The organism is Schaalia cardiffensis F0333 (assembly GCF_005886435.1).
Taxonomy (GTDB): domain Bacteria; phylum Actinomycetota; class Actinomycetes; order Actinomycetales; family Actinomycetaceae; genus Pauljensenia; species Pauljensenia cardiffensis.
On record NZ_CP040505.1, the window covers coordinates 1,074,930 to 1,100,174 of the forward strand.

The 25,245-nt window shown below is 60.1% G+C and carries 14 protein-coding genes; 6 read left to right on the forward strand and 8 right to left on the reverse strand.

Features of this window, described 5'->3' with window-relative positions:
* Positions 1-4: 4 nt before the first annotated feature.
* Positions 5-1,228: a formate-dependent phosphoribosylglycinamide formyltransferase gene (gene purT, locus FFA61_RS04415; RefSeq protein WP_005963770.1), complete on the reverse strand. Its 1,224-nt coding sequence runs from the start codon at positions 1,226-1,228 to the stop codon at positions 5-7.
* A gap of 72 nt (positions 1,229-1,300) precedes the next feature.
* Positions 1,301-3,313 (reverse strand): excinuclease ABC subunit UvrC, encoded by a 2,013-nt coding sequence (gene uvrC, locus FFA61_RS04420; protein WP_005963772.1) that lies wholly within the window; start codon positions 3,311-3,313, stop codon positions 1,301-1,303.
* Between the two features lie 206 nt (positions 3,314-3,519).
* On the opposite strand from uvrC, the gene glnA reads away from it, so the two are divergent.
* From glnA to FFA61_RS04440, 5 genes are all read left to right on the forward strand, one after another.
* On the forward strand, positions 3,520-4,944 hold the full coding sequence (gene glnA / locus FFA61_RS04425) for a type I glutamate--ammonia ligase (protein ID WP_005963774.1): 1,425 nt from the start codon (positions 3,520-3,522) through the stop codon (positions 4,942-4,944).
* 95 nt (positions 4,945-5,039) lie between these two features.
* Positions 5,040-5,201, forward strand: coding sequence for a hypothetical protein (locus FFA61_RS09180; RefSeq protein WP_165544469.1), 162 nt, complete (start codon positions 5,040-5,042; stop codon positions 5,199-5,201).
* Entirely contained in the window at positions 5,185-7,017 is a 1,833-nt protein-coding gene (locus FFA61_RS04430) for an AMP-dependent synthetase/ligase (protein ID WP_005963779.1), read from the forward strand. Before FFA61_RS09180 ends, FFA61_RS04430 begins: the two co-directional genes overlap by 17 nt.
* Positions 7,014-8,927, forward strand: a complete 1,914-nt coding sequence (locus FFA61_RS04435) for an AMP-dependent synthetase/ligase (RefSeq protein WP_005963782.1) — start codon at positions 7,014-7,016, stop codon at positions 8,925-8,927. The genes FFA61_RS04430 and FFA61_RS04435 overlap by 4 nt, the downstream gene beginning before the upstream one ends.
* Positions 8,928-8,929: 2 nt before the next feature.
* On the forward strand, positions 8,930-9,634 hold the full coding sequence (locus FFA61_RS04440) for an SDR family oxidoreductase (protein ID WP_005963786.1): 705 nt from the start codon (positions 8,930-8,932) through the stop codon (positions 9,632-9,634).
* 192 nt (positions 9,635-9,826) lie between these two features.
* Here FFA61_RS04440 and uvrA read toward each other — a convergent pair whose 3' ends face one another.
* Positions 9,827-12,742 (reverse strand): excinuclease ABC subunit UvrA, encoded by a 2,916-nt coding sequence (uvrA, locus tag FFA61_RS04445; RefSeq protein WP_005963788.1) that lies wholly within the window; start codon positions 12,740-12,742, stop codon positions 9,827-9,829.
* A gap of 813 nt (positions 12,743-13,555) precedes the next feature.
* Between uvrA and FFA61_RS04450 the strand changes: the two genes are divergently transcribed.
* A complete protein-coding gene (locus FFA61_RS04450; protein WP_005963795.1) occupies positions 13,556-13,837 on the forward strand; it encodes a YciI family protein in 282 nt (93 codons plus the stop codon).
* A 905-nt stretch (positions 13,838-14,742) separates the two neighbouring features.
* Here FFA61_RS04450 and FFA61_RS04455 read toward each other — a convergent pair.
* The 5 genes from FFA61_RS04455 to FFA61_RS04475 form a co-directional block, all read right to left on the reverse strand.
* Positions 14,743-17,436 carry a cation-translocating P-type ATPase gene (locus FFA61_RS04455; protein ID WP_131247327.1) on the reverse strand — a complete coding sequence of 898 codons (2,694 nt, stop codon included), beginning with the start codon at positions 17,434-17,436 and terminating at the stop codon, positions 14,743-14,745.
* Between the two features lie 12 nt (positions 17,437-17,448).
* Complete coding sequence (locus tag FFA61_RS04460; protein ID WP_005963804.1) at positions 17,449-18,447, reverse strand: TerC/Alx family metal homeostasis membrane protein; 999 nt, start codon at positions 18,445-18,447, stop codon at positions 17,449-17,451.
* Entirely contained in the window at positions 18,447-19,547 is a 1,101-nt protein-coding gene (locus tag FFA61_RS04465) for a TerC family protein (protein ID WP_005963806.1), read from the reverse strand. Before FFA61_RS04465 ends, FFA61_RS04460 begins: the two co-directional genes overlap by 1 nt.
* 317 nt (positions 19,548-19,864) lie before the next feature.
* Complete coding sequence (gene uvrB / locus FFA61_RS04470; protein ID WP_005963809.1) at positions 19,865-21,967, reverse strand: excinuclease ABC subunit UvrB; 2,103 nt, start codon at positions 21,965-21,967, stop codon at positions 19,865-19,867.
* Between the two features lie 15 nt (positions 21,968-21,982).
* Positions 21,983-25,234 carry a tetratricopeptide repeat protein gene (locus tag FFA61_RS04475; RefSeq protein WP_051057861.1) on the reverse strand — a complete coding sequence of 1,084 codons (3,252 nt, stop codon included), beginning with the start codon at positions 25,232-25,234 and terminating at the stop codon, positions 21,983-21,985.
* Positions 25,235-25,245 lie beyond the last annotated feature (11 nt).

Consider the following 25,245-nt stretch of genomic DNA (forward strand, 5'->3'; position numbering starts at 1 on the left):
TCGCTCATTCGACCTCCCGGGATTCGACGACAGACACTAATGAAGCTCCACTCGAGGCGCGCCTGCGGGCCTCTTCGGCGGTAGCACCGGTAGCGAGGACGACACCGAGGCGACGCCCCGCCCTCGTCACGGGTTTTCCGAAGATCCGAACCGCATCCGCGACGTCCAAAGCGGCAGCGACACCCCGGTACTCGGGGTGGGCAATGCGTTGACTCGACTTCACAACCGCTGAAGCTCCGGGCGTGCGAAGCGAGGGGTTGACTGGAAGCCCGAGGATCGCCCGCGCATGCAATTCGAACTCGGATTGGCTTTGGGAGGCCATTGTCGTCATGCCCGTGTCGTGAGGGCGCGGAGACAATTCGGAGAACCACACGTCTTCACCTTTGATGAAGAACTCCACTCCGAAAAGGCCGAGCGCAAGAGCTGCGCCCTTTTCGGCGAGGGCATCCGTGACGGTCTTCGCCATGCGTTGAGCAGCTTCGAGAGCGAGCGGGCTGATCTTGGCGGGCTGCCAGGACTCGACGTAGTCGCCGTGTTCTTGGCGGTGTCCAATGGGGGCGCAAAAACTCGTGACGACACTGGCAGATTCACGATCCCAGGAGCGGATCGTCAAGAGTGTGATCTCCGAATCGAAGTCCACTTCCTCTTCGACAATGACGCGCCCCGTGTCCGAACGCGCCCCCTCGAGGGCATAGGTCCACGCAGCCTCCGCCTCCTGGGCGGAAACGATGCGGGACTGGCCGTGACCGGAAGAAGACATGGTCGGCTTGATGAAGGCCGGTAACCCCGTGTGTTCGAGGGCTTCGCGTACTTCCTCCAGGGAGGAGGCGAAACGGAACTTCGAGGTCCGCACCCCTTCGAGGGAGGCTGCAAGAGCGCGAATGCTTTGGCGGTCCATCGTTGCCTGCACAGCGAAAGCATTGGGGACAATGCGCGCGCCGGAGTGCTCTTCAAAGTCGGCGAGCTCATCCGTTGCGATCGCTTCAACTTCAGGGACGACGAGATCGGGTTTTGTCTCTTCGAGGAGGCGACGCAGGGCGGGCCCATCCGACATGTCAATCACCCGATGATCGTCCGCGAGCTGCATCGCCGGAGCACCCGGGTAAGAATCGACGGCGATCACCTGGCACCCGAGACGCTTGAGTTCAATCGTCACTTCTTTGCCCAGCTCACCAGAGCCGAGCAGGACGATACGACGGGGCATCGGGAAGTCATCGCTTGTCGACATGGGGCTCCTTAGCGAGTGCGGATGCGTCCAGGGTAGTCGAGGCTCCTCCATTCGAGCCCGCTTTAGGGGCCCTCAGCGGCCGTCAGTGTGTTTCGGATCGAGGGCTTCAAGGATCGTTGAAGCCAAGGACAACCCGATTCCGGGCACTGAGGCCACTTCCTCAAGCGAGGCGAGGCGCAGGCGTTTGACGGAACCGAAGGCCTTGAGGAGGGCCTTTTGACGGGCAGGCCCAACGCCCGGAATCGCATCAAGGACGGAACGGGTCACCCCCTTGCCCCTGCGTTGACGATGCTTCGTAATCGCGAAACGGTGAGACTCGTCGCGCAGATACTGCAAGAGGTGCAGTGCGGCCGAGGAACGCGGCAGGATCAGCGGGAACTCGTCTCCGGGGATCCACACCTCTTCAAGCCGCTTCGCCAGGCCGACGAGGGGAATATCAACCCCGATCTCATCAAGGGCACGCCTGGCGGCGTTCACCTGGGGAAGCCCGCCGTCAACGACCACCAGGTCAGGGCGGTAGGAAAAGCGCCTGGGGCGTCCAGTGGTGGCATCAATCGGTCCCGACTCGTAGGCGACTCCCTCCTCGTCCTCGCCCTTGATTCCCGCTTCCTCGGCGAGCAGGCGCGAGAAGCGGCGCTTGAGTACCTCATCCATGGCACTCGTGTCATCGGGGGTGCCCTGCCCGTCCTCGCCACGGATGTTGTACGCGCGATACGCGTCCTTCCGGGGCGCACCGTCCTCGAAGACAACCATTGAGGCGACCTGATCCTGGCCCATGGTGTGCGACACGTCGTAGCATTCGATCCTCAGCGGAGTGGTGTCCAATCCGAGGTTCTCAGCGAGTTCCTCCAGAGCTTTCGCACGTTCACTCAAATCGGAGGCCCGACGGGTCCTGTGCACCTCGAGCGCCTGGCGTGCATTCTCCACGACGGTTGCCATGAGTTGCGCTTTCGGACCGCGCTTAGGTGTGTGCACCACGACCTTCGATCCGCGCCGCTCGGAAAGCCACTGGGCGATGATCTCAGGGGTCGAGGGCATGTGGGAGAGCAGAATCTCGCGCGGGATCGCCGAGGTCGGAGTGTGTGCGACATCGTCAACTGAGGAAGGCCCCTCTTGTTCGCGGCGTTGTCGCGTGGGCGGCGCCGGAGGCAACTGAGAGTAGACCTGTTCAAGCAGGCGCTCCATGAGCTGCGCCTCATCGGCCTCGTCGACTCGGTCGATCACCCAGCCTCGAGTACCGCGGATCCTGCCTCCGCGGACGTGGAAGACGTGGACGGCGGCGTCAAGTTCATCGGCGGCGAGGGCGAAGACATCCGCGTCGGTCCCATCGTCGAGGACGACCGCGTTCTTCTCCAGGACCGTTTCAATCGCGGCAATATCGTCTCGAAGGTGAGCGGCCGTTTCATAGTCGAGTTCTGCGGCCGCTTCTTTCATTCGTGTGCGCAGGTCGCGGACAATGGGGCCGGTCTTTCCTTCCATGAACTCGCACAGTGATTCAGCCAGGGCCCGGTGCTCTTCCTCGCTGATTCGCCCGACGCAGGGCGCGGAGCATTTCTCAATGTCGGCGAGAAGACAGGGACGCCCCTGCGCCCTCGCCCTTTGGAAGACTCCCGGGGCGCAGGTCCTCACGGGGTAGACACGTGAGAGGAGGTCGATTGTTTCTCTGATCGCCCAGATCTGCGTGTAGGGGCCGTAGTAGTTCGTGCCCGCTCGTTTCGCCTGCCGGGTGACTTGGACCCTGGGGAAGCGCTCCCCCATTGTCACCGCCAGATAGGGGTAGGTCTTGTCATCTTTGAAGATGACGTTGAATCGTGGATTGAATTCTTTGATCCACGTAAATTCGAGGGTGAGGGCTTCGATTTCGCTGCGGACTACGGTCCATTGGACGCGGGTCGCGGTGAAGACCATCTGCTGTGTGCGCGGATGCAGATTCGCGGGGTCTTGGAAGTAGTTCGTCAGGCGGTTTCTCAGGTTTTTCGCCTTGCCGACGTAGATGACGCGACCGTGCCCATCACTGAAACGGTAGACGCCCGGCGAGGTGGGGATGTCTCCTGTGGGGGGCCGGTAGGTCGCGGGATCTGCCATTACTTCAGGATACGCGAGCAGGTGAGACGAGTGCCGCGAGGGGTGGCGGGGGCGTGCACCACAAGAGTGGATTTCGCCGGTATTTGGACGAGGAAGACGGCAGGGCCACAGGCGTGGATTACCATTTACGTGGCTGACGCTTTGCCATGCCTTTACCGCTCAGACTCACTCACTCGCTCGCGCTCGGGCGTGAGGAAGGACGAAACATGTTCACGAGTTCGGCCGAAATCGCAGAATTCATCGAGAAGGAGCAGGTCGAATTCGTCGACGTTCGTTTCTGCGACGTGCCCGGAGTCCAGCAGCACTTCACAATCCCCGCCGCCGTTTTCGTCGACGACGCCCTCGAAAACGGCCTCATGTTCGACGGCTCCTCCATTAGAGGATTCACCGCAATCCACGAGTCGGATATGAAGCTCATCCCCGATATCTCCTCCGCCTTCCTCGACCCCTTCCGTGCTGCGACAACCCTCATCGTGAACTTCTCCATCGTCGACCCCTTCACGGATGAGCCTTTCTCACGTGACCCGCGCCAGGTCGCAGCGAAGGCCGAAGCGTATCTGCGTTCCACCGGCATTGCAGACACCTGCTTCATCGGCGCTGAAGCCGAGTTCTACCTCTTCAGTGATGTCCGCTACCAGGTCTCCCCGAACTCGACTTTCTTCTCGATTGACTCCCCTGAAGCCTATTGGAATACCGGCACGAAGGAAGAGGGCGGCAACCTCGGCTACAAAGTGCCGATCAAGGGAGGCTACTTCCCTGTTTCACCCCAGGACCAGTACTGCGATATTCGCGATGAGATGGTCCGCAAGCTCGCGGCAGTCGGCCTCGACATTGAACGCGCCCACCACGAGGTCGGATCGGGCGGCCAGCAGGAGATCAACTACCGCTTCGCTCCTCTGCAAAAAGCCGCCGACGACATGATGAAGTTCAAGTACGTCATCAAGAACACCGCCCTTGAACTGGGGCATTCGGCGACCTTCATGCCCAAGCCACTTTTCGGTGACAACGGCTCGGGAATGCACACGCACTTGTCACTGTGGAAGAACGGCGAACCCCTTTTCTACGATGAGCGCGGCTACGGTTCCCTTTCAGATCTTGCCCGTTGGTTCATCGGGGGCCTGCTCGAGCACGCCCCCGCGCTCTTGGCCTTCACGAATCCTTCAGTGAACTCCTTCCGCCGCCTCGTCCCCGGTTTCGAAGCGCCCATCAACCTCGTGTACTCGGCGCGCAACCGCTCAGCCTGCATTCGCATCCCCGTGACCGGGACCTCCCCGAAGGCCAAGCGAGTCGAATACCGGGTCCCGGATCCTTCAGCGAACCCGTACCTGTCTTTTGCTGCCTGCCTCATGGCCGGAATCGACGGCATCAAACGCCGCATCGAACCCGCCGCCCCCATCGACAAGGACCTCTACGAGCTTCCGCCCGCCGAATACTTGGACATTGCGAAACTGCCTTCCTCTTTGGAGGCTGCGCTTGAAGCGCTTCGTGAGGACCACGAGTTCCTCACCGAGGGAGATGTCTTCACCCAGGATCTCATCGACACGTGGCTCGACTACAAGGAGACTCAGGAAGTTGCACCAATGCGGGTCTACCCGCATCCTTTCGAGTACCAGATGTACTACGACCTCTGAAAGCTCCCTGCGCCTTTCTTATCAATCCCTCCCGGTTTTCGCTTCACGCGTCTCGATGTGCTTCGCCACCTCGGCTTTCATGTGATCATGTGATTGTGGGCGTGACGGTTTTGTCGAACATGAGGCATCTCGCGCTCGACCTGGGCGTGTTCGAGCACCGGGCGGCGAAGACCCCGTTACCCTTCGAAGTCGGCAAGCTGTTCAAAGTCTTAAATCAATTCGGCAGCGAAAGGACCCTCCATGAAGAAGCTGCGTGATGGCTCGTACACCGTGAAAGCCAAATTCACGATCGATCCGGCAGACACGGCCACCTCCCTTTTCGCTGCTCGGGCCAAGACCCGCCCCCAGCAGGTCGCCGTCCAGGAGCGCACTCCTGTCGGCACGACCCGCCCCATCACAGCAGGTGAGCTCCAACGCAGAATCGACGACACGGCTCGCGGCCTCATCGGCCTCGGAGTGCGCCACGGTGACGCGGTCGCGATCCTCTCCCCCACATCTTTTGAGTGGATGCTCCTCGACTTCGCAATCCTGTCAATCGGCGCCGTGACCGTCCCGATCTACGAATCCGATTCTGCCGCGCAGATCACACACATCCTTTCCGACGCGAAAGTCACGCGGGTCTTCACACAGAGCGCCCAACAGGCCGAACTCGTTTCCTCGGTTATTCCCAATTCCCTCGTCTGCGTGTCCGCGATCGACACGGGCGCCATGCGCGAGATTGCCAGCGCCGCCCAGCGCATCGACGCTCAAGAACTGGAACGGCGTAAAGCCGCAGTGCGCAGTGAGGATCTCGCGACAATCATCTACACCTCGGGAACGACCGGCGTTCCCAAGGGCGTTGCCCTCACGCACGCGAATTTCGTCGGAACCTGCCACTCGACCCGTCAGCTCCTCGGCTCCGTCATCGACTCTCCCGATACTCGAATCCTCCTCTTCCTGCCCCTCGCCCACGTGCTCGCCCGCCTCGTCATGCACGTCATCCTCTCCGGCCAGGGAGTCATCGGCTTCTCGCCCAATATCAAGAACCTCCTGCCCGACCTCAAAGCCTTCAAACCCTCCATCCTCCTTGTCGTGCCCCGCGTCCTCGAAAAGATTTACAACGCGGCCTCAGCGAAAGCAGGCAAGGGATTGAAGAAGACGATCTTCTCGTGGTCCGCGAAGCAGGCGAAGGCCTATGCCCGTGCACAAGAATCACGTCTGGGCCCCTCCCCCTTCCTCAGGATGCGCCACCACCTCGCCGACTCTCTCGTTTTGAAGAAGGTCCGCCAGATCATCGGCCCGAACCTTCGCTACGTCATCAGCGGTGGCGCGCCACTTGCGGCGGATCTTTCCCAGTTCTACTCGGGAATGGGACTCACCCTCCTCCAGGGCTACGGCCTGTCAGAAACGACCGGTCCCCTTGCCGTGCAAAGCCTCGACCATCACCCCTCCGGCTATGTGGGTCCCGTCTTGCCGGGCAACTTCGTGAAGATCGCGAAAGACGGGGAGATCCTCGTCAAGGGCGTGTCCGTCATGCGCGGCTACTACAACCTGCCCGATGAGACAGCGCAGGTCATGGAGCACGGCTGGTTCCACACCGGCGACCTCGGCTCCATGGACCGCAAGCACGGCCTGCAGATCACGGGCCGTAAGAAGGAACTCATTGTGACGGCCGGAGGTAAGAACGTCTCCCCGGAGGTCCTCGAAGAGCAGCTCATCACCCACCCGCTTCTTGCCAGCGTGATCGTCGTCGGCGACGCCCGCCCCTATATCGGCGCGCTCTTCACCCTCGACCACGACATGCTCGGCTCTTGGCTGACGAATCACGGCCTGCCCGTCGTGGATCCGGCTGCCGCCGCGAAGCTCCCCGAAATTCAAGCCTCCCTGGAAAGGGCAGTCGCGAAAGCGAATAAGGCCGTCTCCCGGGCCGAATCGATTCGCCGTTTCAGGATCATCGACACGGCTTTCACAGTGGAGAACGGCTACCTCACCCCTTCCCTCAAGCTCAAACGATCGGCCGTCCTGCGCGATTTCGCCCACGAGGTCGACGCCCTCTACGCCGAAGGCGAGAACTCAAGGAAGAAGAACTCATGACTCTGCGCCACATCGACGCTGCGACCTGGGAGAACACTCCGACCCGGCAGGCCGATCCCACGTGGAACCTCCCGAAGATGATTCATCTGCGGGCCCAAGAACATCCCGGACAGGTCGCAATCGAGCGGCGTGACGCTGTGGGCGTGTGGAGGCCAATGACAATCAATGACTTCGCCCGCCGAATCGACGATTTCGGGCGCGGACTCATTGGATTGGGTGTCGAAGCGGGTTCCCGTATCGCAATCCTCGCGCCGACCTCCTATGAGTGGGCCCTCATCGACCTCGCCTGCCTTTCATGCGGAGCGGTCACGGTGCCGATCTACGAAACGGATTCCGCCGCGCAGATCACGCACATCCTTGCCGATTCGGATATTTCCCTGGTCTTCACCGCCACTTCCCAACAGGCAGAATTGGTGCGCTCCGTTGCCGATGAGAGTGTGCGCATCATGGCTCTCGATCAGGGAGCTGAGCGTGAAATCGCGGAAGCCTCACTGGGGGTTGAGCAGAGCGTCCTTGAGGAGCGTCGCGATGGTGTCGAACTCCATGATCTCGCGACGATCATCTACTCCTCGGGCACCACGGGAATGCCGAAAGGCATTGAACTCACCCACGGCAACTTCATCGAGTCCTTCATTCAGGCCTACGATTTCCTGCCCGAGCTCATCAACTCCCCGAAGTCTCGTTCCCTACTGTTCTTGCCCGTCGCGCACTCGCTTGCACGTTTCGTCATGTATGCGCTGCTCGCGGGCCAGGGGCGCCTCGCTTTCGCTCCCGACACGCGCAACCTCCTCTCTGACATTGCGACCTTCAAACCCACGATGCTCCTAGTCGTTCCCCGCGTCCTCGAGAAGGTCTACAACGCGGCGACCGCTAAGGCGGGTCAGGGCTTCAAGGGTTCCGTTTTCTCCTGGGCGACGAAGCAGGCGCGCGCACTGTCCCGTTCAACCGCATACGCGCCTGCGCCCGAGATTGAAGTGACTCCCGGTGTGGGTGTGCCGACCGCCGACACCTCGCAGATCACGGATCCGAATGCTGCCGGCTCTCCCGGCCCGTCTTTCGGCCTGTCGACCCGCATCAAGATCGCCGACATGCTCGCCCTGAAGAAGGTGAAGGCCGCCCTCGGGCCGAATTTGCACACGATCATCTGCGGTGGTGCGCCCCTTGCCGCTGATCTTGCGCACTTCTACCGGGGTCTTGGGCTCACCCTCCTGCAGGGGTATGGCCTCACGGAAACGACCGGCCCGATCGCAGTGGAATGGCCTAGTGATTTCCCACCCGATTCTGTTGGTTTCCCTTGGCCGGGCAATTCGATCCGGATCGCCGAGGACGGGGAGATCCTCCTCAAAGGGGTCTGCGTGTCGAAGGGCTACCACAACCTGCCCGAGGAGACCGCCCAAGCCTTCCAGGATGGATGGTTCAGATCCGGTGACCTCGGGGCGATCGACTCCACCGGCCACCTGCGGATCACCGGCCGTAAGAAGGACCTGATCGTCACAGCCGGTGGGAAGAACGTGTCCCCGGAGATCCTCGAAGACTCCCTGCAGACTCATCCTCTGATCTCCAGTGTTGTCGTTGTTGGTGATAACCGCCCCTATATTGGTGCGCTCATCGCCCTCGATACGGAAATGCTGCCCGTCTGGTTGAAGTCGAAGGGCTTGGACACGGTGGATCCTGCGGCGGCCGCGGAACTGCCGCTAGTGCGCGAGTCTTTGGACAGGGCGATCGCCCGGGCGAATAAGCGGGTTTCCCGCGCGGAATCGATCCGCCGATACCGTATTGTCAACGCCGCTTTCACGGTGGAGAACGGGTATCTTACGCCTTCTTTGAAGCTCAAGCGCCGCGCGGTCCTGCGCGACTACGCCTCCGAGGTTGATGCCTTGTACGCCGACGCTTCGCAGAAAGAAGCCTGAGGATGACGCCAGAGGCTCCGGTTGCTCTGATTACGGGCGCGACTCGTGGCTTGGGGGCGGCGATCGCGAAGGAATTGTCGAGCACTCATCGCATCATTGTGGGGGGTCGGAGCGCCGATTCCGTGATGCCTGCGCTTCAAGCCTTTCCCAATGCTCTTCCTCTGATCGCTGATCTTGCTGATGAAAAAGCCCTCGCAACGGCTTTCGATCGGGCTATGGAGGTGGCGGGCCGACTCGATGTGCTCGTGAACAATGCGGGCATCGGGAAGAAAGCCACGATTGACGAGACCGACCGTGTTCAGTGGCGCAGCGTCCTTGAAACGAACCTTGTCGCCGTTGCGGATCTGACCCGCATTGCTCTGCCGTTCCTGCGTGAGAGTGTAGGGACCATCGTCATGACGAACTCCGGGGCGGGAGTTCGGATTTATCCTTCGGACGCGGCCTATTGCGTCTCGAAGTGGGCGCTAAAGGCTTTCACCGAATGCCTTCGGGAGCAAGAAAGGGGGCGCGTGCGCGTTGTCTCTTTGCATCCGGGCAGGATCGACACGGATATGCAGGTCGAGATGCAAGCACAGGCGGGTAGGCCTTACCGTCCTGAGGAGCATATGCGGCCCGAGGACGTGGCCCGCACGGTGCGTCTCGCGCTGGACCTTCCGTCCTCAATGAACATTGACGAGATCCACCTGCGCACCACGGAAAAGAAGTAGGGCGAGGCTCAGCCCTTCAGCACTGTGAGGGCTCGGCCCTTCAGCGCTCTGAGGGCTTTTTCGACTGCCTCCACGGCTTGCTTGACGGCTTCCACAGGACCGCTTCCAGGGCTCCCTCGACCGCTTCTACGGCTTGCTCAACGACCTGCTCGGGCATCCCCTCCGCGACGACACTGCCGCCACCAGCCCCGCCTACTTCTCCTTCTTCGTGGCGCTCACGTGTTTCTTCTTCGAGCTCTTCTTCACGGCTGCGAGCTCATGTGCGGCACGATCCTTCACCAGAACATCCTTGAGGAAGAGCCCCGTGTAGGAGCCCTCGACCTCGACGACCTGCTCGGGGGTTCCCTCCGCGACGACTCTGCCGCCTCCGGCCCCGCCCTCGGGCCCCATGTCGATCAGCCAATCCGCTGACTTGATGACATCGAGATTGTGTTCGATGACGATGACGGTGTTCCCCTTGTCGACAAGGGACTGCAAAACGAGGAGGAGCTTGCGGATGTCCTCAGAATGCAGGCCCGTGGTCGGTTCGTCGAGGACGTACACGGTGCGCCCCGTTGAACGCCGGTGAAGCTCAGAGGCGAGCTTGACGCGTTGCGCCTCGCCGCCCGACAGGGTCGTCGCCGACTGGCCGAGTCGCACATAGCCCAAGCCGACCTCGACAAGAGTGTTGAGGTGGCGGGCGATCCTCGTGATCGGTGCGAAGAACTCGGCGGCCTCGGCAACCGGCATGTTGAGCACATCCGCAACTGACTTGCCCTTGTAGAGAATCTCGAGGGTCTCACGGTTGTAACGCGCCCCGTGGCAGACCTCGCAGGGCACGTACACGTCCGGCAGGAAGTTCATTTCGATGCGCAAAGTCCCATCACCCCGGCAAGCCTCACAGCGTCCGCCCTTCACATTGAAGGAGAAACGACCCGGCCCATAACCTCGGACCTTCGCCTCGGGAGTCTCAGCGAAGAGCTTGCGGATCTGGTCCCACACTCCCGTGTAGGTCGCGGGGTTTGAACGCGGGGTGCGCCCGATCGGCGACTGGTCGACGTGCACGACCTTGTCGAGGTGCTCCGTTCCGGCGACGCTGCGATGGCGGCCTGGGACGAGTCGCGCGCCGTTGAGACGAGAAGCGAGGGAACGGTAGAGGATCGAATTGACGAGAGTCGACTTGCCCGAGCCCGACACTCCGGTCACAGCGACGAAGCAGCCAAGCGGGAAATCCACGGTCACATTGCTCAGGTTGTGTTCCCTCGCCCCTTTGACGGTGAGGATCCTCTTGGGATCGACGGTGCGGCGTTGCTCGGGTGCGAGGATCGCTCTGCGGCCCGAAAGGTAGTCGCCGGTGATGGATCTCGTGTTCTTCTTCAAGTCCTTGAGGGTGCCGGAGTGGACAACCCAGCCGCCCGTTTCTCCAGCTCCCGGCCCAATATCGACGATCCAGTCGGCCGCCTCCATTGTTTCCTCGTCGTGTTCGACGACGATGAGAGTATTGCCGAGGTCGCGCAGCCGTTTGAGGGTGTCGATGAGCTTACGGTTGTCGCGCTGATGCAGGCCGATCGAAGGTTCGTCCAAAACGTAGAGGACGCCCACAAGGCCCGAACCGATCTGCGTGGCGAGGCGAATCCTTTGTGCTTCCCCACCTGAAAGGGTGCCGGCCGCGCGAGAGAGCGTCAGGTAGGTCAAGCCAACGTCCACGAGGAAGTCGAGGCGGGCGCGGATCTCTTGAAGGATCGGAGCGGAAATCGCCTGGGAACGCTGATCCAATTCGAGGTGTTCGAGATGCTTGCGGGCGTCGACGATTGACAAATCGGAAAGCTCGGCGATCGAAAGTCCACCCACTGTGACGGCCAGGACTTCCGGGCGCAGGCGCGCGCCCTTGCAGATGGGACAGGGGATCTCGCGCATATACGCTTCGAGCTTTTCGGAAACGGATTCGGACTCTGTTTCGGAAAGCTTGCGCTCAATGAAGTTCACTGCCCCTTCAAAGCCCGTCGTGTAGGAGCGTTCACGCCCCCAACGGTTGCGGAACTTGACTTGAACCTCGTAGTCCTTACCGAAGAGGACCGCGTCGCGCACCTCGTCGGGCAGGTCCTTCCATGGGGTTTTCATGGAGAAGCCGAGTTCTTTGGCAAGTGAGCTGAGCAGGCGCTTGTGGTAACTGAAGTTCGAGTTCCACACAATGACTGCGCCCTCGGAAAGGCTCAGCTCCTCATCGGGGACGACAAGATCCGGGTCGACTTCGAGGCGCGTCCCCAGGCCCGTGCATTCAGGGCACGCGCCGTACGGGGCGTTGAATGAGAAAGTGCGCGGTTCGATCTCTTCGAGGGCGAGGACGTGGTCGTTCGGGCAGGAGCGCTTCTCTGAATAGCGTCTCCTGCGTTCCGGGTCGTCCTCGGGAAGGTCGACGGCGTCGATGATGACGAGGCCCTCGGAGAGTCTGAGAGCTGTTTCCACCGAGTCCGTCAGGCGTTGGCGCATTCCTTCGCGGACAACGAGACGGTCGACGACGACCTCGATGGTGTGGCGGAGTTTCTTCTCCAAGACGGGAGCGTTCTCGAGGCGAAGCATTTCCCCGTCGATGATCGCGCGCGTGAAACCTGAAGTGCGCAGCTCCTCGATGAGGTCCTGGTATTCGCCTTTGCGGCCCCTGACGACCGGTGAGAGCACTTGGAAGCGGGTGCCCTCGTCCATGGCGCGGACCCTGTCAACGATCTGCTGGGGTGTTTGGGCCTGGATCTTCGCCCCGCAGCTCGGGCAGTGCGCTGTGCCCGCGCGAGCGAAGAGGAGACGCAGGTAGTCGTGGATTTCAGTAATCGTGCCGACCGTGGAGCGCGGGTTGCGGGAAGTCGACTTCTGATCGATCGACACTGCTGGGGAGAGGCCTTCGATGAAGTCCACATCGGGCTTGTCCATTTGCCCGAGGAATTGACGCGCATAGGAGGACAAGGACTCGACGTAGCGGCGTTGCCCTTCGGCGAAGATCGTGTCGAAGGCGAGGGAGGACTTGCCTGAACCCGAGAGCCCGGTGAAGACGATCATCGCGTCTCGAGGAAGCTCGAGGTGAACATCCTTGAGATTGTGTTCGCGGGCGCCCGAGATAATCAGAGAGTCATGCACCCTTGAATCCTACCCGTGTCCGCCTCTCAGTGTCGTACAGGTGTTCCATCCTGGGGCGAGTGTGAGAACTGGCATTATTTATCGGGCCTTGGGGTCTGTTGAGACCATGTGATTGGTGTCAAGGTCCTGGAGTGGATCGAAGGTCGTGGGTTGGATTAAGGGTCCTGGGTTGGATTGAGGCCATTTGAGGTGTCTTGGGGGCATGGGGCCTTTTTCAGCCAATGACGTCATTGCACTCCGCATCGCGTCCCTCTTGCTTCTCTGGGCAGGCGTTGTTCACTGCCTGAGGCCTTGGTGCGGGAGCGGTTCTCGACCTCAGGCCTTGGTGCGGGAGCGGTTCTCGACCTCAGGCCTTGGTGCGGGAGCGGTTCTCGACCTCAGGCCTTGGTGCGGGCGCGGTTCTCGACCTCAGGCTTTGGTGAGGGTGCGGTTCTCGACCTCAGGCTTTGGTGTCGGAGTGGTTCTTGACCTCAGGCCTTGGTGCGGGAGCGGGTGATCGTTTTGCAAGTTTCTTGTATCTCTCTGATCCAAGAGGCCTTTCGGACCGTCCTCGGAACATGCTGCGCGGCACACGTGCGCCTCACGCCCCATTGCCCTCCAGCGCCCCATGACCTCCAGGAGTACGGCGCACTCCAGCTCATCGCACAACCCCTCGCTGTCGCGTAACAATGCGCCAAGCCGATCCGTTTCACGTTGCCATGGGACTTGATCAGCGTTGTCGGAAAGCCTTGTCCCCTGCAGTTTTTGAAAGAACCTCATCCCCATCGTTCCGTTTGAACACCACAACGCCCGTGATGCCCCTACGGTGGAGCCATGGCTTTCTTCGCAGTGACTTACGCATACGATCCCGAACTCAGCGAACTCGCCGACGAGATTCGCCCGACCCACCGCGCGTTCCTCTCTGACTTGCGCGATAAGGGACTCAACGTTGCCTCCGGCCCGCTCGGCGGCGACACCCCCGGAGCTCTTCTCATCATTGAGGCCGAAACTCTTGATGAAGTCGAAGCTCTTCTCGATGAGGATCCCTTCAAGAAGGAGAAGGTCGTGAGCGAACGCGTCGTCCGACCTTGGAATCCCGTGATCTCACGATTCTGATCTTTTCTGCAAAGAATCCGCGCACGCCCTATCGCCTGCGCGGATTCTTTGTGCATTCGCGGGACATATTGAGCGGGTCGCTTCCAGCATTCCGCAGTGCTGCTCCCCAGTGGCGGAGGGGAGCGCCACCACTCTGCCCCATCGGATTCCACGGTTCCCGACGTTCATTCCCTGTGACGTCGGCAAGTGCCACCACTCTCCGCTGCTGGATTCCAGGGTTACCGTCCTATTCCTGCCCTATGACGCCCATTTCTGCCGGGAAACCTGGAATAGGCGACGAAGCATGTTGGAAGACCTGGAATAGGCGATGACGTCGGGAAGCTTCACCACTCTCCTCTACTGGATTCCATGGTTCCCGTCCTCCTCCTGCCCTATGGCGCCCATTTCTGCCGGGAAACCTGGAATCGGCTGCGCGGCATGTTGGGAAAGCTGGAATAGGCGATGAAGTCGGCCAGCGCCACCACTCTCCTCTACCGGATTCCAGGGTTCCCGTCCTCCGCCTGCCCTATGGCGCCCATTTCTGCCGGGAAACCTGGAATAGGCGGCGAAGCATGCCGGGAAACCTGGAACAGGCGATGACGTCGGCAAGCGCCACCACTCTGCCCCCATCGGATTCCAGAGTTCCCGTCCTCCTCCCGCCCTATGACGCCCATTTCTGCCGGAAAACCTGGAATAGGCGGCAAAGCATGTTGGGAAACCTGGAACAGGCCATGACGTCGGCAAGCGCCACCACTCTGCCCCATCGGATTCCACGGTTCCCGTCCTCCTCCTGCCCTATGGCGCCCATTTCTGCCGGGAAACCTGGAACAGGCGGCGAAGCATGCCCGGAAACCTGGAACAGGCGGCGAAGCATGCCCGGAAACCTGGAATAGGCGAGGCGGACTCCCCTCCCTACTGCACAATACTCAGGCGCGCCCCTCGGCCTCGGCTCGGGCGTGAATTCTCCCATGGTGAGCGCGGTGCGAGATCTCAATGAGCGCCGCCGCAAGCACACCACAGGCGATGATGATCCCCCATTGGGTGGCGCTTGGCCATTCCAGGGCAAAAAAGTGCCTCGTAAAAGGGATCAAAACTCCCAAGACCGACGCTGCGATCATGGCGGCGAGCAGCGCGACCCTCCAGGGCACAAAAGGCCGGGCCGTCACCGAAAGGAGGAACACCGCGCCGATCATCAGCGACAAAGTCGCGCCGGTCTGCCCTTCGACTCGGCCGCTCCCGATCAGCAGGTAGGCGCTAAGAGCCGCAGCCGAGAGGATCACTCCAGCAGGCACAGCGAGGGCAAGGGTCCGCTTCAGGAAGCCGGGCACATAACGCCGAGAGTTCGGTGCAAGCGCAAGGAAGAAAGCGGGAATCCCAATCGTGAAAGCATCAATGTACGTGAAATGCCGTGGCAAGAAGGGGTACTGCAAAGCGAGGATCGCACAGGCGAAAACAATGACCGCCGCGTACACGGTCTTCGCGAGGAAGAGCGCGGACACTCGTTCCATGTTCGCAATGATCCGACGCCCCTCGGCAACAACCCCGGGGAGCACCGAGAATTTCGAGTCGACGAGGACGAGTTGTGCGACCGCTTTCGTCGCCTGCGCGCCATTGCCCATGGCGATCCCAAGGTCAGCATCCTTCAAGGCCAGAGCGTCGTTCACGCCGTCGCCGGTCATGGCGACGCAGTGACCGTCCGCCTGGAGGGCCTGAACCATTGCCCTTTTCTGTTCGGGAGTGACTCGACCGAAAACATCAGTGGTGATGACGGCCTTTTGGAACTCGTCGGAGAGAAGATCATCAGGCAGATCACGGGCATCCGCGATGACGAGCGGTTCCCCATCGGGACGCCCCAGCCCCGCCCTCGTCGCGATCGCACCCACGGTGGCTGGATTATCGCCCGAGATGACGCGGACCCGGACCTTTTGCTGCGCGAAGTAGTCGAGCGTGTCTTTCGCATCGGGGCGCAGCTCTTCAGCGAGGACGACGATGCCCACAACATCGCGCTGCTTCGGCAACTCCTCTGATTGCACGGCGCCCGGTGAGTGGGCGAGGGCGACGACCCTCATGCCTTCACGAGTTCGAGCGGCGATGAGCTCTGTGAAGGGCGAGTCTTGAGACGAGTCTTGAGAATGGGGGGAGAGAATTTCGGGGGCGCCCAGGTACCAGGCCCCTTGCTCGTTACCGAAGGCCGACCATTTGCGCGCCGAGGAGAAGGGCATCACCCACGTGGCCTCCTCACGTTCTTCGCGAGCCACGTCTATTCCGTGTTGTCCGTGGTCCCCGCGTCCCTCGTGCACTCCGTTAGTTCTAAGTTCCGCGCCTTCCCCGTGTTGTTCGCGTCCCTCGTGCACTCCGTTAGTTCTAAGTTCCGCGCCTTCCCCGTGTTGTTCGCGTCCCTCATGCACTCCGTCAGTTCTAAGTTCCGCGCGTTCAACGCGTCCCTCGTGCACTCCGTCTTTTCCGCGTTCCCCGTGTTGTTCACGTTCTCCACGTGCTCCGCCGTTTCCGGGTTCCCCGAGTCCTGCGCCTTCCCGGCGCCGCTCCGCTTCCCCGCCTCCCCCATCGTCGAGATAGTCGGCAATCGCCCGCGCCGTCTCATTGGTCCGGTCCCGCACGAGAGTCCTCAAAGCTACCAGGCCCCTGGCCTCATCCCCCGTGAGAACAATGTCCTTCGCGATAATCTCCCCCGTGGTCAGGGTGCCAGTCTTGTCGAGGCAGAGCGCATCAACGCGTGCCAGGACCTCAACGGCGGCAAGCTCTTGGACGAGCACTCCCCTGCGCGCGAGCGTCGCCGATCCGATCGCGAAGTTCAAGGAGGTGAGGAGCACGAGCCCCTGGGGAATCATCCCGACCACTGAGGCGACCGCGAGGACGATCGCATGATTCCACCCGGTGTCAGAGTCGGCGATCCGGGTTTGCGACCAGAGAGTCAGGATGATCACCGGGATGAGGAGTGCAGAGATGACGCGCAGCACCCGGTTAATGCTCACTTGGATGTGCGACACCGTGCGGATGTAGGCGCGCGCTTTGCGGGAGATCCCCTGCGCGTAGGTCGCGGACCCCACTGCGGTGGTGCGTACAAGGGCGCTTCCAGCGACGACGGAGGTTCCTGAGAGGACCTCATCGCCCTCGTGTTTACGAACCGGAGCGGATTCACCGGTCAGGATCGATTCATTGACTTCGAGCCCGGAGGAGTTGAGAACGATCCCGTCTGCGCACACCTGCTCGCCGAGTTTGAGCACGAGCACATCATCAAGGACGACGTCACCGGTCGGGATCGGACGCTCTTCTCCTTCCCTCACGACGAGTGCCTGTGGCGCATCGAGGATCGCGAGGGCGTCGAGGGTGCGTTTGGCGCGAACCTCGGAAACAATCCCGATGATCGCGTTGAAGACCATGACGGCCCCGAACACGACATCTTGGGGATGGCCGAAGATGAGGACGAGGGTGGCCGCGCCAACGAGGATCGCGTTGAACAGGGTGAAGATGTTTTCGCGAATGATAGAGCGCAGCGAACGCGAAGTCTTTTGCCGAACGTGGTTCGTCTGGCCCGCTTCGACGCGTGCGAGAACCTCGGCCTCGCTCAAACCTTGAATCTGTGTGGATTCGGTGTGCACCAATCCGTCCGCTCAGTCGTTCTTCTCGTTCGAGGCGCGCTGGGGCGTCCTCGATGATTTCCACAAGGAAGTGAGGATCGTGATCGTGAGGACCCCGATGATGACGATCAGGGAGGTCGCGGTCCCGATCTCCGGTCCCCAGTGAATCGGCTCGCCGCCGTTGAGGAAGAACAGGGAGTTCGTGTGCATCGCGTGCAGGATCAGTTTCGCGCCGATGAAGGCGAGGATCACGGCCAGACCGTAGGACAGGTAGACGAGTTTTGACAGGAGTCCGTCCACGAGGAAGAAGAGCTGGCGCAGTCCCATGAGGGCGAAGGCGTTGCAGGCGAAGACCAAGAAGGCCTCGTGGGTGAGTCCAAAGATCGCGGGGATCGAATCGAAAGCGAACATGAGGTCCGCTGTACCGAGTGCGAAAACCACGAGGAACAGGGGCGTGAAGTGCGTGCGTCCACCGTGACGGAAGAGCATACGGCCCCCGATGAAGCCGTCTGTCACGGGCAAGACGCGCCGCACGACGGAGATCACCGCGTTGTCGTGGTATTCCTCTTCTTCCTCGTCGTCTCCGCGCACTTGGGTCCATGCGGTGTAGAGGAGCCAGAGGCCGAAAAGGAAGAAGATCCAGGAGAATCGTTCAACGAGTGCGGCTCCCGCAAGGATGAACACGAGGCGCAGGACGAGGGCGATGACGATGCCGAAGAGGAGGGCTTTTTGTTGGTGTTCCCTGGGGACTCTGAAGGCTTTGAGGATGAGGATGAAGACGAAGAGGTTGTCGATTGAGAGGGACCATTCGGTCACCCATCCCGCGTAGAACTCTGCGGCGTAGACACCGCCGTTCGTCACCCAGACGATCAGCCCGAAGACAAGTGCGAGCCCGATGTATCCGATGGTCCAGGCCAGGGATTCTTTCAGGGATGGTGGATGGGGGTTGCGCACGTGTCCGGCGAAGTCCAATCCGATGAGGAAGAGGACGATGAGCGCGAGGATTGTCCATGAGATGGGGCCGACGGACATCAGTGATGTGCTCCTGTTGCGAGTGGGTCGAGGCTGGTCGTGGGAATGGGATCGTCCTCGGCGATGGGTGTGGACCGGGTGTTTGCTTTCCTGGCGGTTGGTGTGGACTGGGTGTTGTCTCTCCTGGCGGAGGCCGTCAGGGAGGCGATGATCGTGATGAGAAGGACCGTGAGGATGAAGGCGAAGGAAACTCCGATGGAGGGCTCGGGGATCAGCTCAACGGGGTGTCCGTCATTGATGACGGCCACTTCGTTCGTGTGCAGCGCGTGATTGACGAGTTTGAAGCCAATGAAGCCGAGGATCGCGGCGAGCCCGTAGTGGAGGAAGATGAGGCGGTCGAGGAGGCCGTCGATGAGGAAGTAGAGCTGTCGCAGGCCGAGGAGGGAGAAGGCGTTGGCCGCAAAAACGAGGTAGGGCTCCTCTGTGAGTGAGTAGATCGCGGGGATCGAGTCGACGGCGAACATGACATCCGCGGTGCCGATCGCGATGATCGCGAGGAGCAGTGGCGTGATCGTGGTTCGTCCGGCGTGGCGGTAGAGGAGCTTCGCCCCGTAGAAGCCGTCTGACACGGGGATCACTTTGGCGAGCGTGCGCACGAAGAGGCCCGGTTTGTAGTCTTCAGCTTCGTGTTCGCTCGGTTCTTGCGTGCCTTCGCGCACTTGGGAGAGGGCGGTCCAGATGAGCCAGGCGCCGAAGATGTAGAAAACCCAGGAGAAGTTTTCGATGAGGGCGGCGCCGAGGAGAATGAAGACGAGGCGCAGGACGAGGGCGATGACGATGCCGAAGAGGAGGACTTCTTGTTGGAGGATCCTGGGCACCGTGAAGGCGGCGATCATCATGACGAAGACGAAAAGGTTGTCAATGGACAGGGCCTTTTCGGTGACGTATCCGGCGAAGTATTCCTGGCCGTATTCTCCGCCCCACACTGCCCAGACGATTCCCCCGAAGAGGATCGCCATCGCGATGTAGGCGATTGACCACCAGCTCGCTTCTTTCAGGGTGGGTTCGTGGGGGGTTCGGATGTGTCCGACGATGTCGACGATGATCATGGTGAGGATGAGAGCGGCGAGCGCAGCCCATCCGAGTGCGTGGACCTCCACGTGGATGTTCCTCCGGTACGGGTCGGGTACCGGAGGTCTCCTTCCGCCACTCCGCTTCGCGTTCTGGCCTGCGGCGCCGGTGAGTCGGGCTTTCGCCCGATTCAACGTGATGACGACGTCGCTGTTGGTGGAAGTACTCCCCTCCGATTGGACCTTCTCATTCTAGCTTCCGATCCGGTTTCTCCGGCTGGGGGCGGCGAATCTGTGGAGGAGGTCTCCCCCGCTTTTCCGCGCGCCCTTGCGCCTGCTGTGGGCGCACTGTGACTGATGTTGCACTTCCTCTTTCAGTTCGCGACCCTCATGTGGCGCAGTTCCTTTCAGTTCGCGGCCTTCATCTGGCGCAGTTCTTTCTTCAAGTCGGCCACTTCATCGCGCAGGCGGGCCGCGACCTCGAATTGGAGGTTCTCCGCGGCGGCGAGCATCTGAGCGGAAAGATCTTCGATGAGTTCCGCAAGCTCCGTTTCGGCTCTTTTGCCGAGGGCGCTGCCTCTCGCGGCTTTGCGTTCGGCGGCGGACTTTTCTTTCCGGTATCCGCCTTCAAGGAGTTCTTCAGTGTCGATTTGTTCGCGGGCAAGCATGTCGGTGACGTCCGCGATCTTCTTGCGCAGGGGTTTCGGGTCGATCCCGTGTTCGGTGTTGTAGGCGATTTGGATTTCTCGGCGGCGTTCGGTCTCGTCGATTGCGGCGCGCATTGAGTCGGTGATCGTGTCGGCGTACATGTGGACTTCTCCGGACACATTGCGCGCGGCTCGTCCGATTGTCTGGATGAGGGAGCGGGTGGAGCGCAGGAATCCTTCTTTGTCCGCGTCAAGGATGGACACGAGGGACACTTCAGGCAGGTCGAGGCCTTCTCTTAGCAGGTTGATGCCGACGAGTACGTCGAATTTGCCTTGGCGCAGTTCGCGGAGAAGTTCGACGCGGCGCAGCGTGTCGACGTCTGAGTGCAAGTATTCGACTCTCACCTCGCGTTGAGCGAGGTAGGTCGTGAGGTCTTCGGCCATTTTCTTCGTCAGGGTGGTAACGAGGACGCGCTCGTCCTTTTCGACTCTTTCTCGCACCTGTTCGAGAAGGTCGTCGATTTGTCCCTTCGTGGGTTTGACGACGATCTTCGGGTCGACGAGGCCTGTTGGGCGGATGATTTGTTCGACGACCCCGTCGGAGCGTTCGAGTTCGTAATCGCCCGGGGTGGCTGAGAGGTAAACGGTTTGGCCGATCCTTTCGACGAATTCGTCCCATTTGAGGGGGCGGTTGTCCATTGCTGAGGGGAGGCGGAATCCGTGGTCGACGAGAGTCCTCTTGCGGGACATATCGCCTTCGAACATGGCTCCGATCTGTGGGACGGTGACGTGTGATTCGTCGATGATGAGCAGGAAGTCCTCGGCGAAGTAGTCGAGGAGAGTGTGCGGGGGTGTTCCTGGTCCACGTCCGTCGATGTGGCGCGAGTAGTTCTCCACTCCGGAGCAGATTCCGATTTCGCGGAGCATTTCGAGGTCGTAGGTGGTGCGCATGCGTAGGCGTTGTGCTTCGAGAAGTTTGCCTTGGGTTTCAAACCATGTGAGGCGTTCTGCGAGTTCTTCTTCGATTGACGCGAGTGCGCGTTTCATCCGTTCTTCGCCTGCGACGTAGTGGCTCGCCGGAAAGAGGTAGACGTGGTCGACTTCGCTGATGACATCGCCTGTGAGGGGGTGAAGGACAGCGAGTGCGTCGATTTCGTCTCCGAACATTTCGATGCGGATCGCAAGTTCTTCGTAGACGGGGATGATTTCGATTGTGTCTCCGCGGACTCGGAAGGTGCCGCGTGTGAAGGCGATGTCATTGCGGACGTATTGCATGTTGACGAAGGCGCGCAGCAGGTCCTCGCGGTCGATGATCATTCCGCGTTCGAGTTCAACCATTCGGGCGACGTATTCTTCGGGGGTGCCCAGGCCGTAGATGCAGGACACGGAAGCGACGACGACTGTGTCGCGCCTGGTGAGGAGGTTGTTCGTTGCGCTGTGGCGGAGGCGTTCGACTTCGTCGTTGATCGAGGAGTCTTTCTCGATGTACGTGTCCGTTTGGGGAATGTAGGCTTCGGGCTGGTAGTAGTCGTAGTAGGAGACGAAGTATTCGACGGCGTTGTTCGGCAGGAGTTCTCTGAACTCTGCGGCAAGTTGGGCGGCGAGGGTCTTGTTGGGTTCAATGACGAGGGCGGGGCGCTGTACTTCTTCAATGAGCCAGGCGGTTGTTGCGGATTTACCGGTGCCGGTTGCGCCCATGAGGACGATGTCTTGTTCGCCGTCGCGGAGCCTGGCAGCCAGCTCACGGATGGCTTTCGGCTGGTCGCCCGACGGCGTGTATTCGGAGATGACCTGGAAGGGGTTCTCCTGGCGCAGGACTGGTCGCTCACTCACGGCCTCAACGCTAGCGCACGCCGTGTGCATCTTCGTTGCGGCCGGCTAGTGGCTAGTTTTGTCGGAGTGGCGGTGGATTCGTTTCAGGGCTGCTTGGATGAGGAGGCCTATTCTTCGTCGTGCTTCAATCCGTTGGAGTTGGTTTCGGACAGCCCGAGTCAGGTCGTCGTTCGAAGGCAGAGCCCGTCCGCAATCCTTGAGTAATTCTGTCAATTCGACGAGCGCAGCTTGGTCATCTCCGGCATCGATAAGCCATGATGCACAATTATTCCTCGCGATCAGTGTATTGGGATGGTCAGGACCGAGAATACGCGCACAATCGGCAAGCAACGGCTGGTACATTTCATAGGCTTTCTTAACCTGCCCAGAACGGCCAATTAAATCGGCGAGATTGCCGCGTGTTCTCAGAACGTCGGGATGGTCTTTACCGAACACCCTAACCTGATCATCGTACAAGGATTCGAATTCCACGATTGCGTCGTTAATCTGCCCCAGATCACCGCGTAGGCTGGCGCGAGTACTTCGTGTTCTCAGGGTGAGAGGATTATCAGGGCCTAAAACACGCAACTGATCCGCGAGCAGCGGTGTCAACATCGTCATGGCTTCGTCATACCGGTGGGCCCTCCTCATCACCGTAAGGAGAGCTGCCCGCGTCGCGAGTGTGTCGGGGTGATCAGCGCCCAGCACACGTGTGATGCGTTTTCGCAGCACTGTCAACTGTTCAATCGCCTTGTCAACCTGCCCGTCCTCACTCAACCAACCGGCAAGATTCCGACAAGCTCTTAGCGTGTCAGGATGGTCGGGCTCCAGCACGCGTGTGATACGTTTTCGGAGCATTTTGAACTGCTCAATCGCCTGACCAATCTGCCCAGCTGAACCCAATGCAAAAGCAAGATTACCCTGAGTGTTCAGAGTGGACGGATGAACAGTTCCAAGGATTCGCGAACGATCATCAAGCAATGCCTTGTACTCATTGACAGCGTCGCGAACCCGCCCGAGCTCAAACAATACAAAAGCGATGTTGTTCCGAGTATCCAGTGTCCCAGGATGTTCGGCACCCAGCAACCGTGTCTGGTCTATCAGAAGATTCCTAAACTGCTCGAGTGCTTTCTCGAGGCGTCCAACTTTTCCCAGCTGAAAGGCTAGGCTGCTCCTTGTATTCAGAGTAATGGGGTCGTTAACACCGAAAATCCGTGTGGCATCATCAAGTAATCGGTCGAGCTCGTCGACTGCCTCTTGATTACACCCAGATTCGCCACGCAGAGAGGCGAGATTCCCTCTGGCGATCAGAGTTTCCCGAGCTTCGTCACCGACTATCCTCATACAGTCCTTATACAGAGTCTCGTATCGTTTAATTCCATCTTCGATCTTCCCCGACCTAGCAAGCATCAATGCTAAGTTTCCCCGCAACATCAATCTGGTTGGATTGTCTTGTCCGAGAACCTCGGAATCTACAGAGAGCAGTCTTTCAAGGACATCAGCAGCTTCAGCTGGCCGCCCCGAATCACCCAGGAACATGGCGTGTAAACCCCGAAGTTCGAGCAGGTGAAGCGGGTCAAACTCCGGGAGTTGCTCGGCAGCATTGATTGCATCCGTAATGTGAGCGATAGCCGTCGTGTAGTCATACTGCTGCTGGGCGAAGAGAGCAAGAGTACTGAGTACGATGACATCTTCGGTAGATCTATTCTCTGCTGGAAGCCGCCGCTGCCATAAGGCAAGATTCAACGCCCTCGGCACCAAGGGCATCGAGATCCCGTCTCCTGCTTCATTCTTGATGTGCCTCGAGGTGATACCCCGTAGTTGGGCTATGAACTCTTCTACTTCCTCAGTGGCAAACTGTTGACCTATCTCATCACGGCAACGCTCTGCCAGCAGAGCCTCCGTAAATGCTTCAACCCCTTCAGATAAACGGCACCATAGTGCAGGATCCACCGCCCTTACAGCACCTTCGGATATCTCTTTCGAATTGAGAAAATTGCTTGACGCTGCAAGATCTTCCAGGACGCCAGGAACGAAGGAACAGAGGGGATCTTCGATGGGATTGATAGCGACAGCGAGGCACAAAGCCTGCTGGATATGACTTTCAAGGCTGCGCCAACGGAGTCGAAGGATCTCATGAATATCATGAGGAACTGTCAATCCTGAGTCGCCCAGAACAACTGCGTCACCGTGCAGCTGAATCTGCCGCTGAATAGAGGGGACCGTCAGCCACAGCTTCACATAGTGAGGATTCGGCAGCTGAGTCGCCACCGCACGAGCAACATTATCGGTGGTGTTCGGCGCATGGGATTTAACGAGTAAAACGAGGTCTTCCTCGTCGAGGTTCGGCACCGCAATACGTACCGCAGTATCCGCTTCCTCTGCATCCTCCAACCATTGTGAGAACGGATCCTCCGCATTGCGTTCGGGCCACGTCGTCGCGACCACCATGATCCTGCGTTCTTTTCGGGCGACGAGAGTACTCAAGAACTTGGAGAAGTCATCACCCATGAGGTGGATATCCTCCACTGCCACCACAACAGGAAAGCCCGAATGAGTAAAATTCGCCAGTGCTTGAGCGAGTTCGACTGAACGGGACTGATGCTGCCTCCGGACCCTTTCGCCCTGATCGATCGTCATGCGCAAGTCATCCTGATTCAGGGCTCTCTCATTGGACGCCTTCAGTCCTCGCCACCCAAGCTTGACAAGGGTCGCCAGCCCCGGTGCCACGAGATCCAAACTGACGCTCGCCCCGGTTGCTCCTTCAATAAGCAACTCCAAGACCCCATCAATTGCCTGCGTCGTTCCCTCTTCGCTATAGGTCGTGCGCAGTTCTCTAAGGGTCTTTTTCAAAGGTGCTGCGAAAGCAGCAAGCTTCTCCCACGATGAGCGTCGTTCCTCCAAGGCGAGCATAAGTGGAACCGTGTGAGCATCAAGCTGAGGACGCAACTCGGCAACTGCATCCAAATAGCTGCCCCTGCTCAGCCGTTCACAGTTCAGTCCCCACCATCCGAAAGAGGGCAAGGCACCAGCGGGCCAGGTGAAATCCTTCGGATTGGGAGCCACGAGTTTCCGCGCAGCCATCGGGTCCGCGCCAGCAGTCTCAACACGAACAGGTTCTTGCATCGGTGGCCAGTACGGATCATTCTCTCTCAGCTTCTGGTAAAGCTCTTGGATGATTCGAGTCTTCCCGACCCCAGAAGGGCCCTCAAGGACAACAACACGCGGCGAAGCCGTGTCCCCATTTTGGATGTCCCGCAATTGCTTCAAGAGATCATCGACGATCTGAACATGAGGGCCCAGGAGCTCATTCACCATGTGGCCAATAT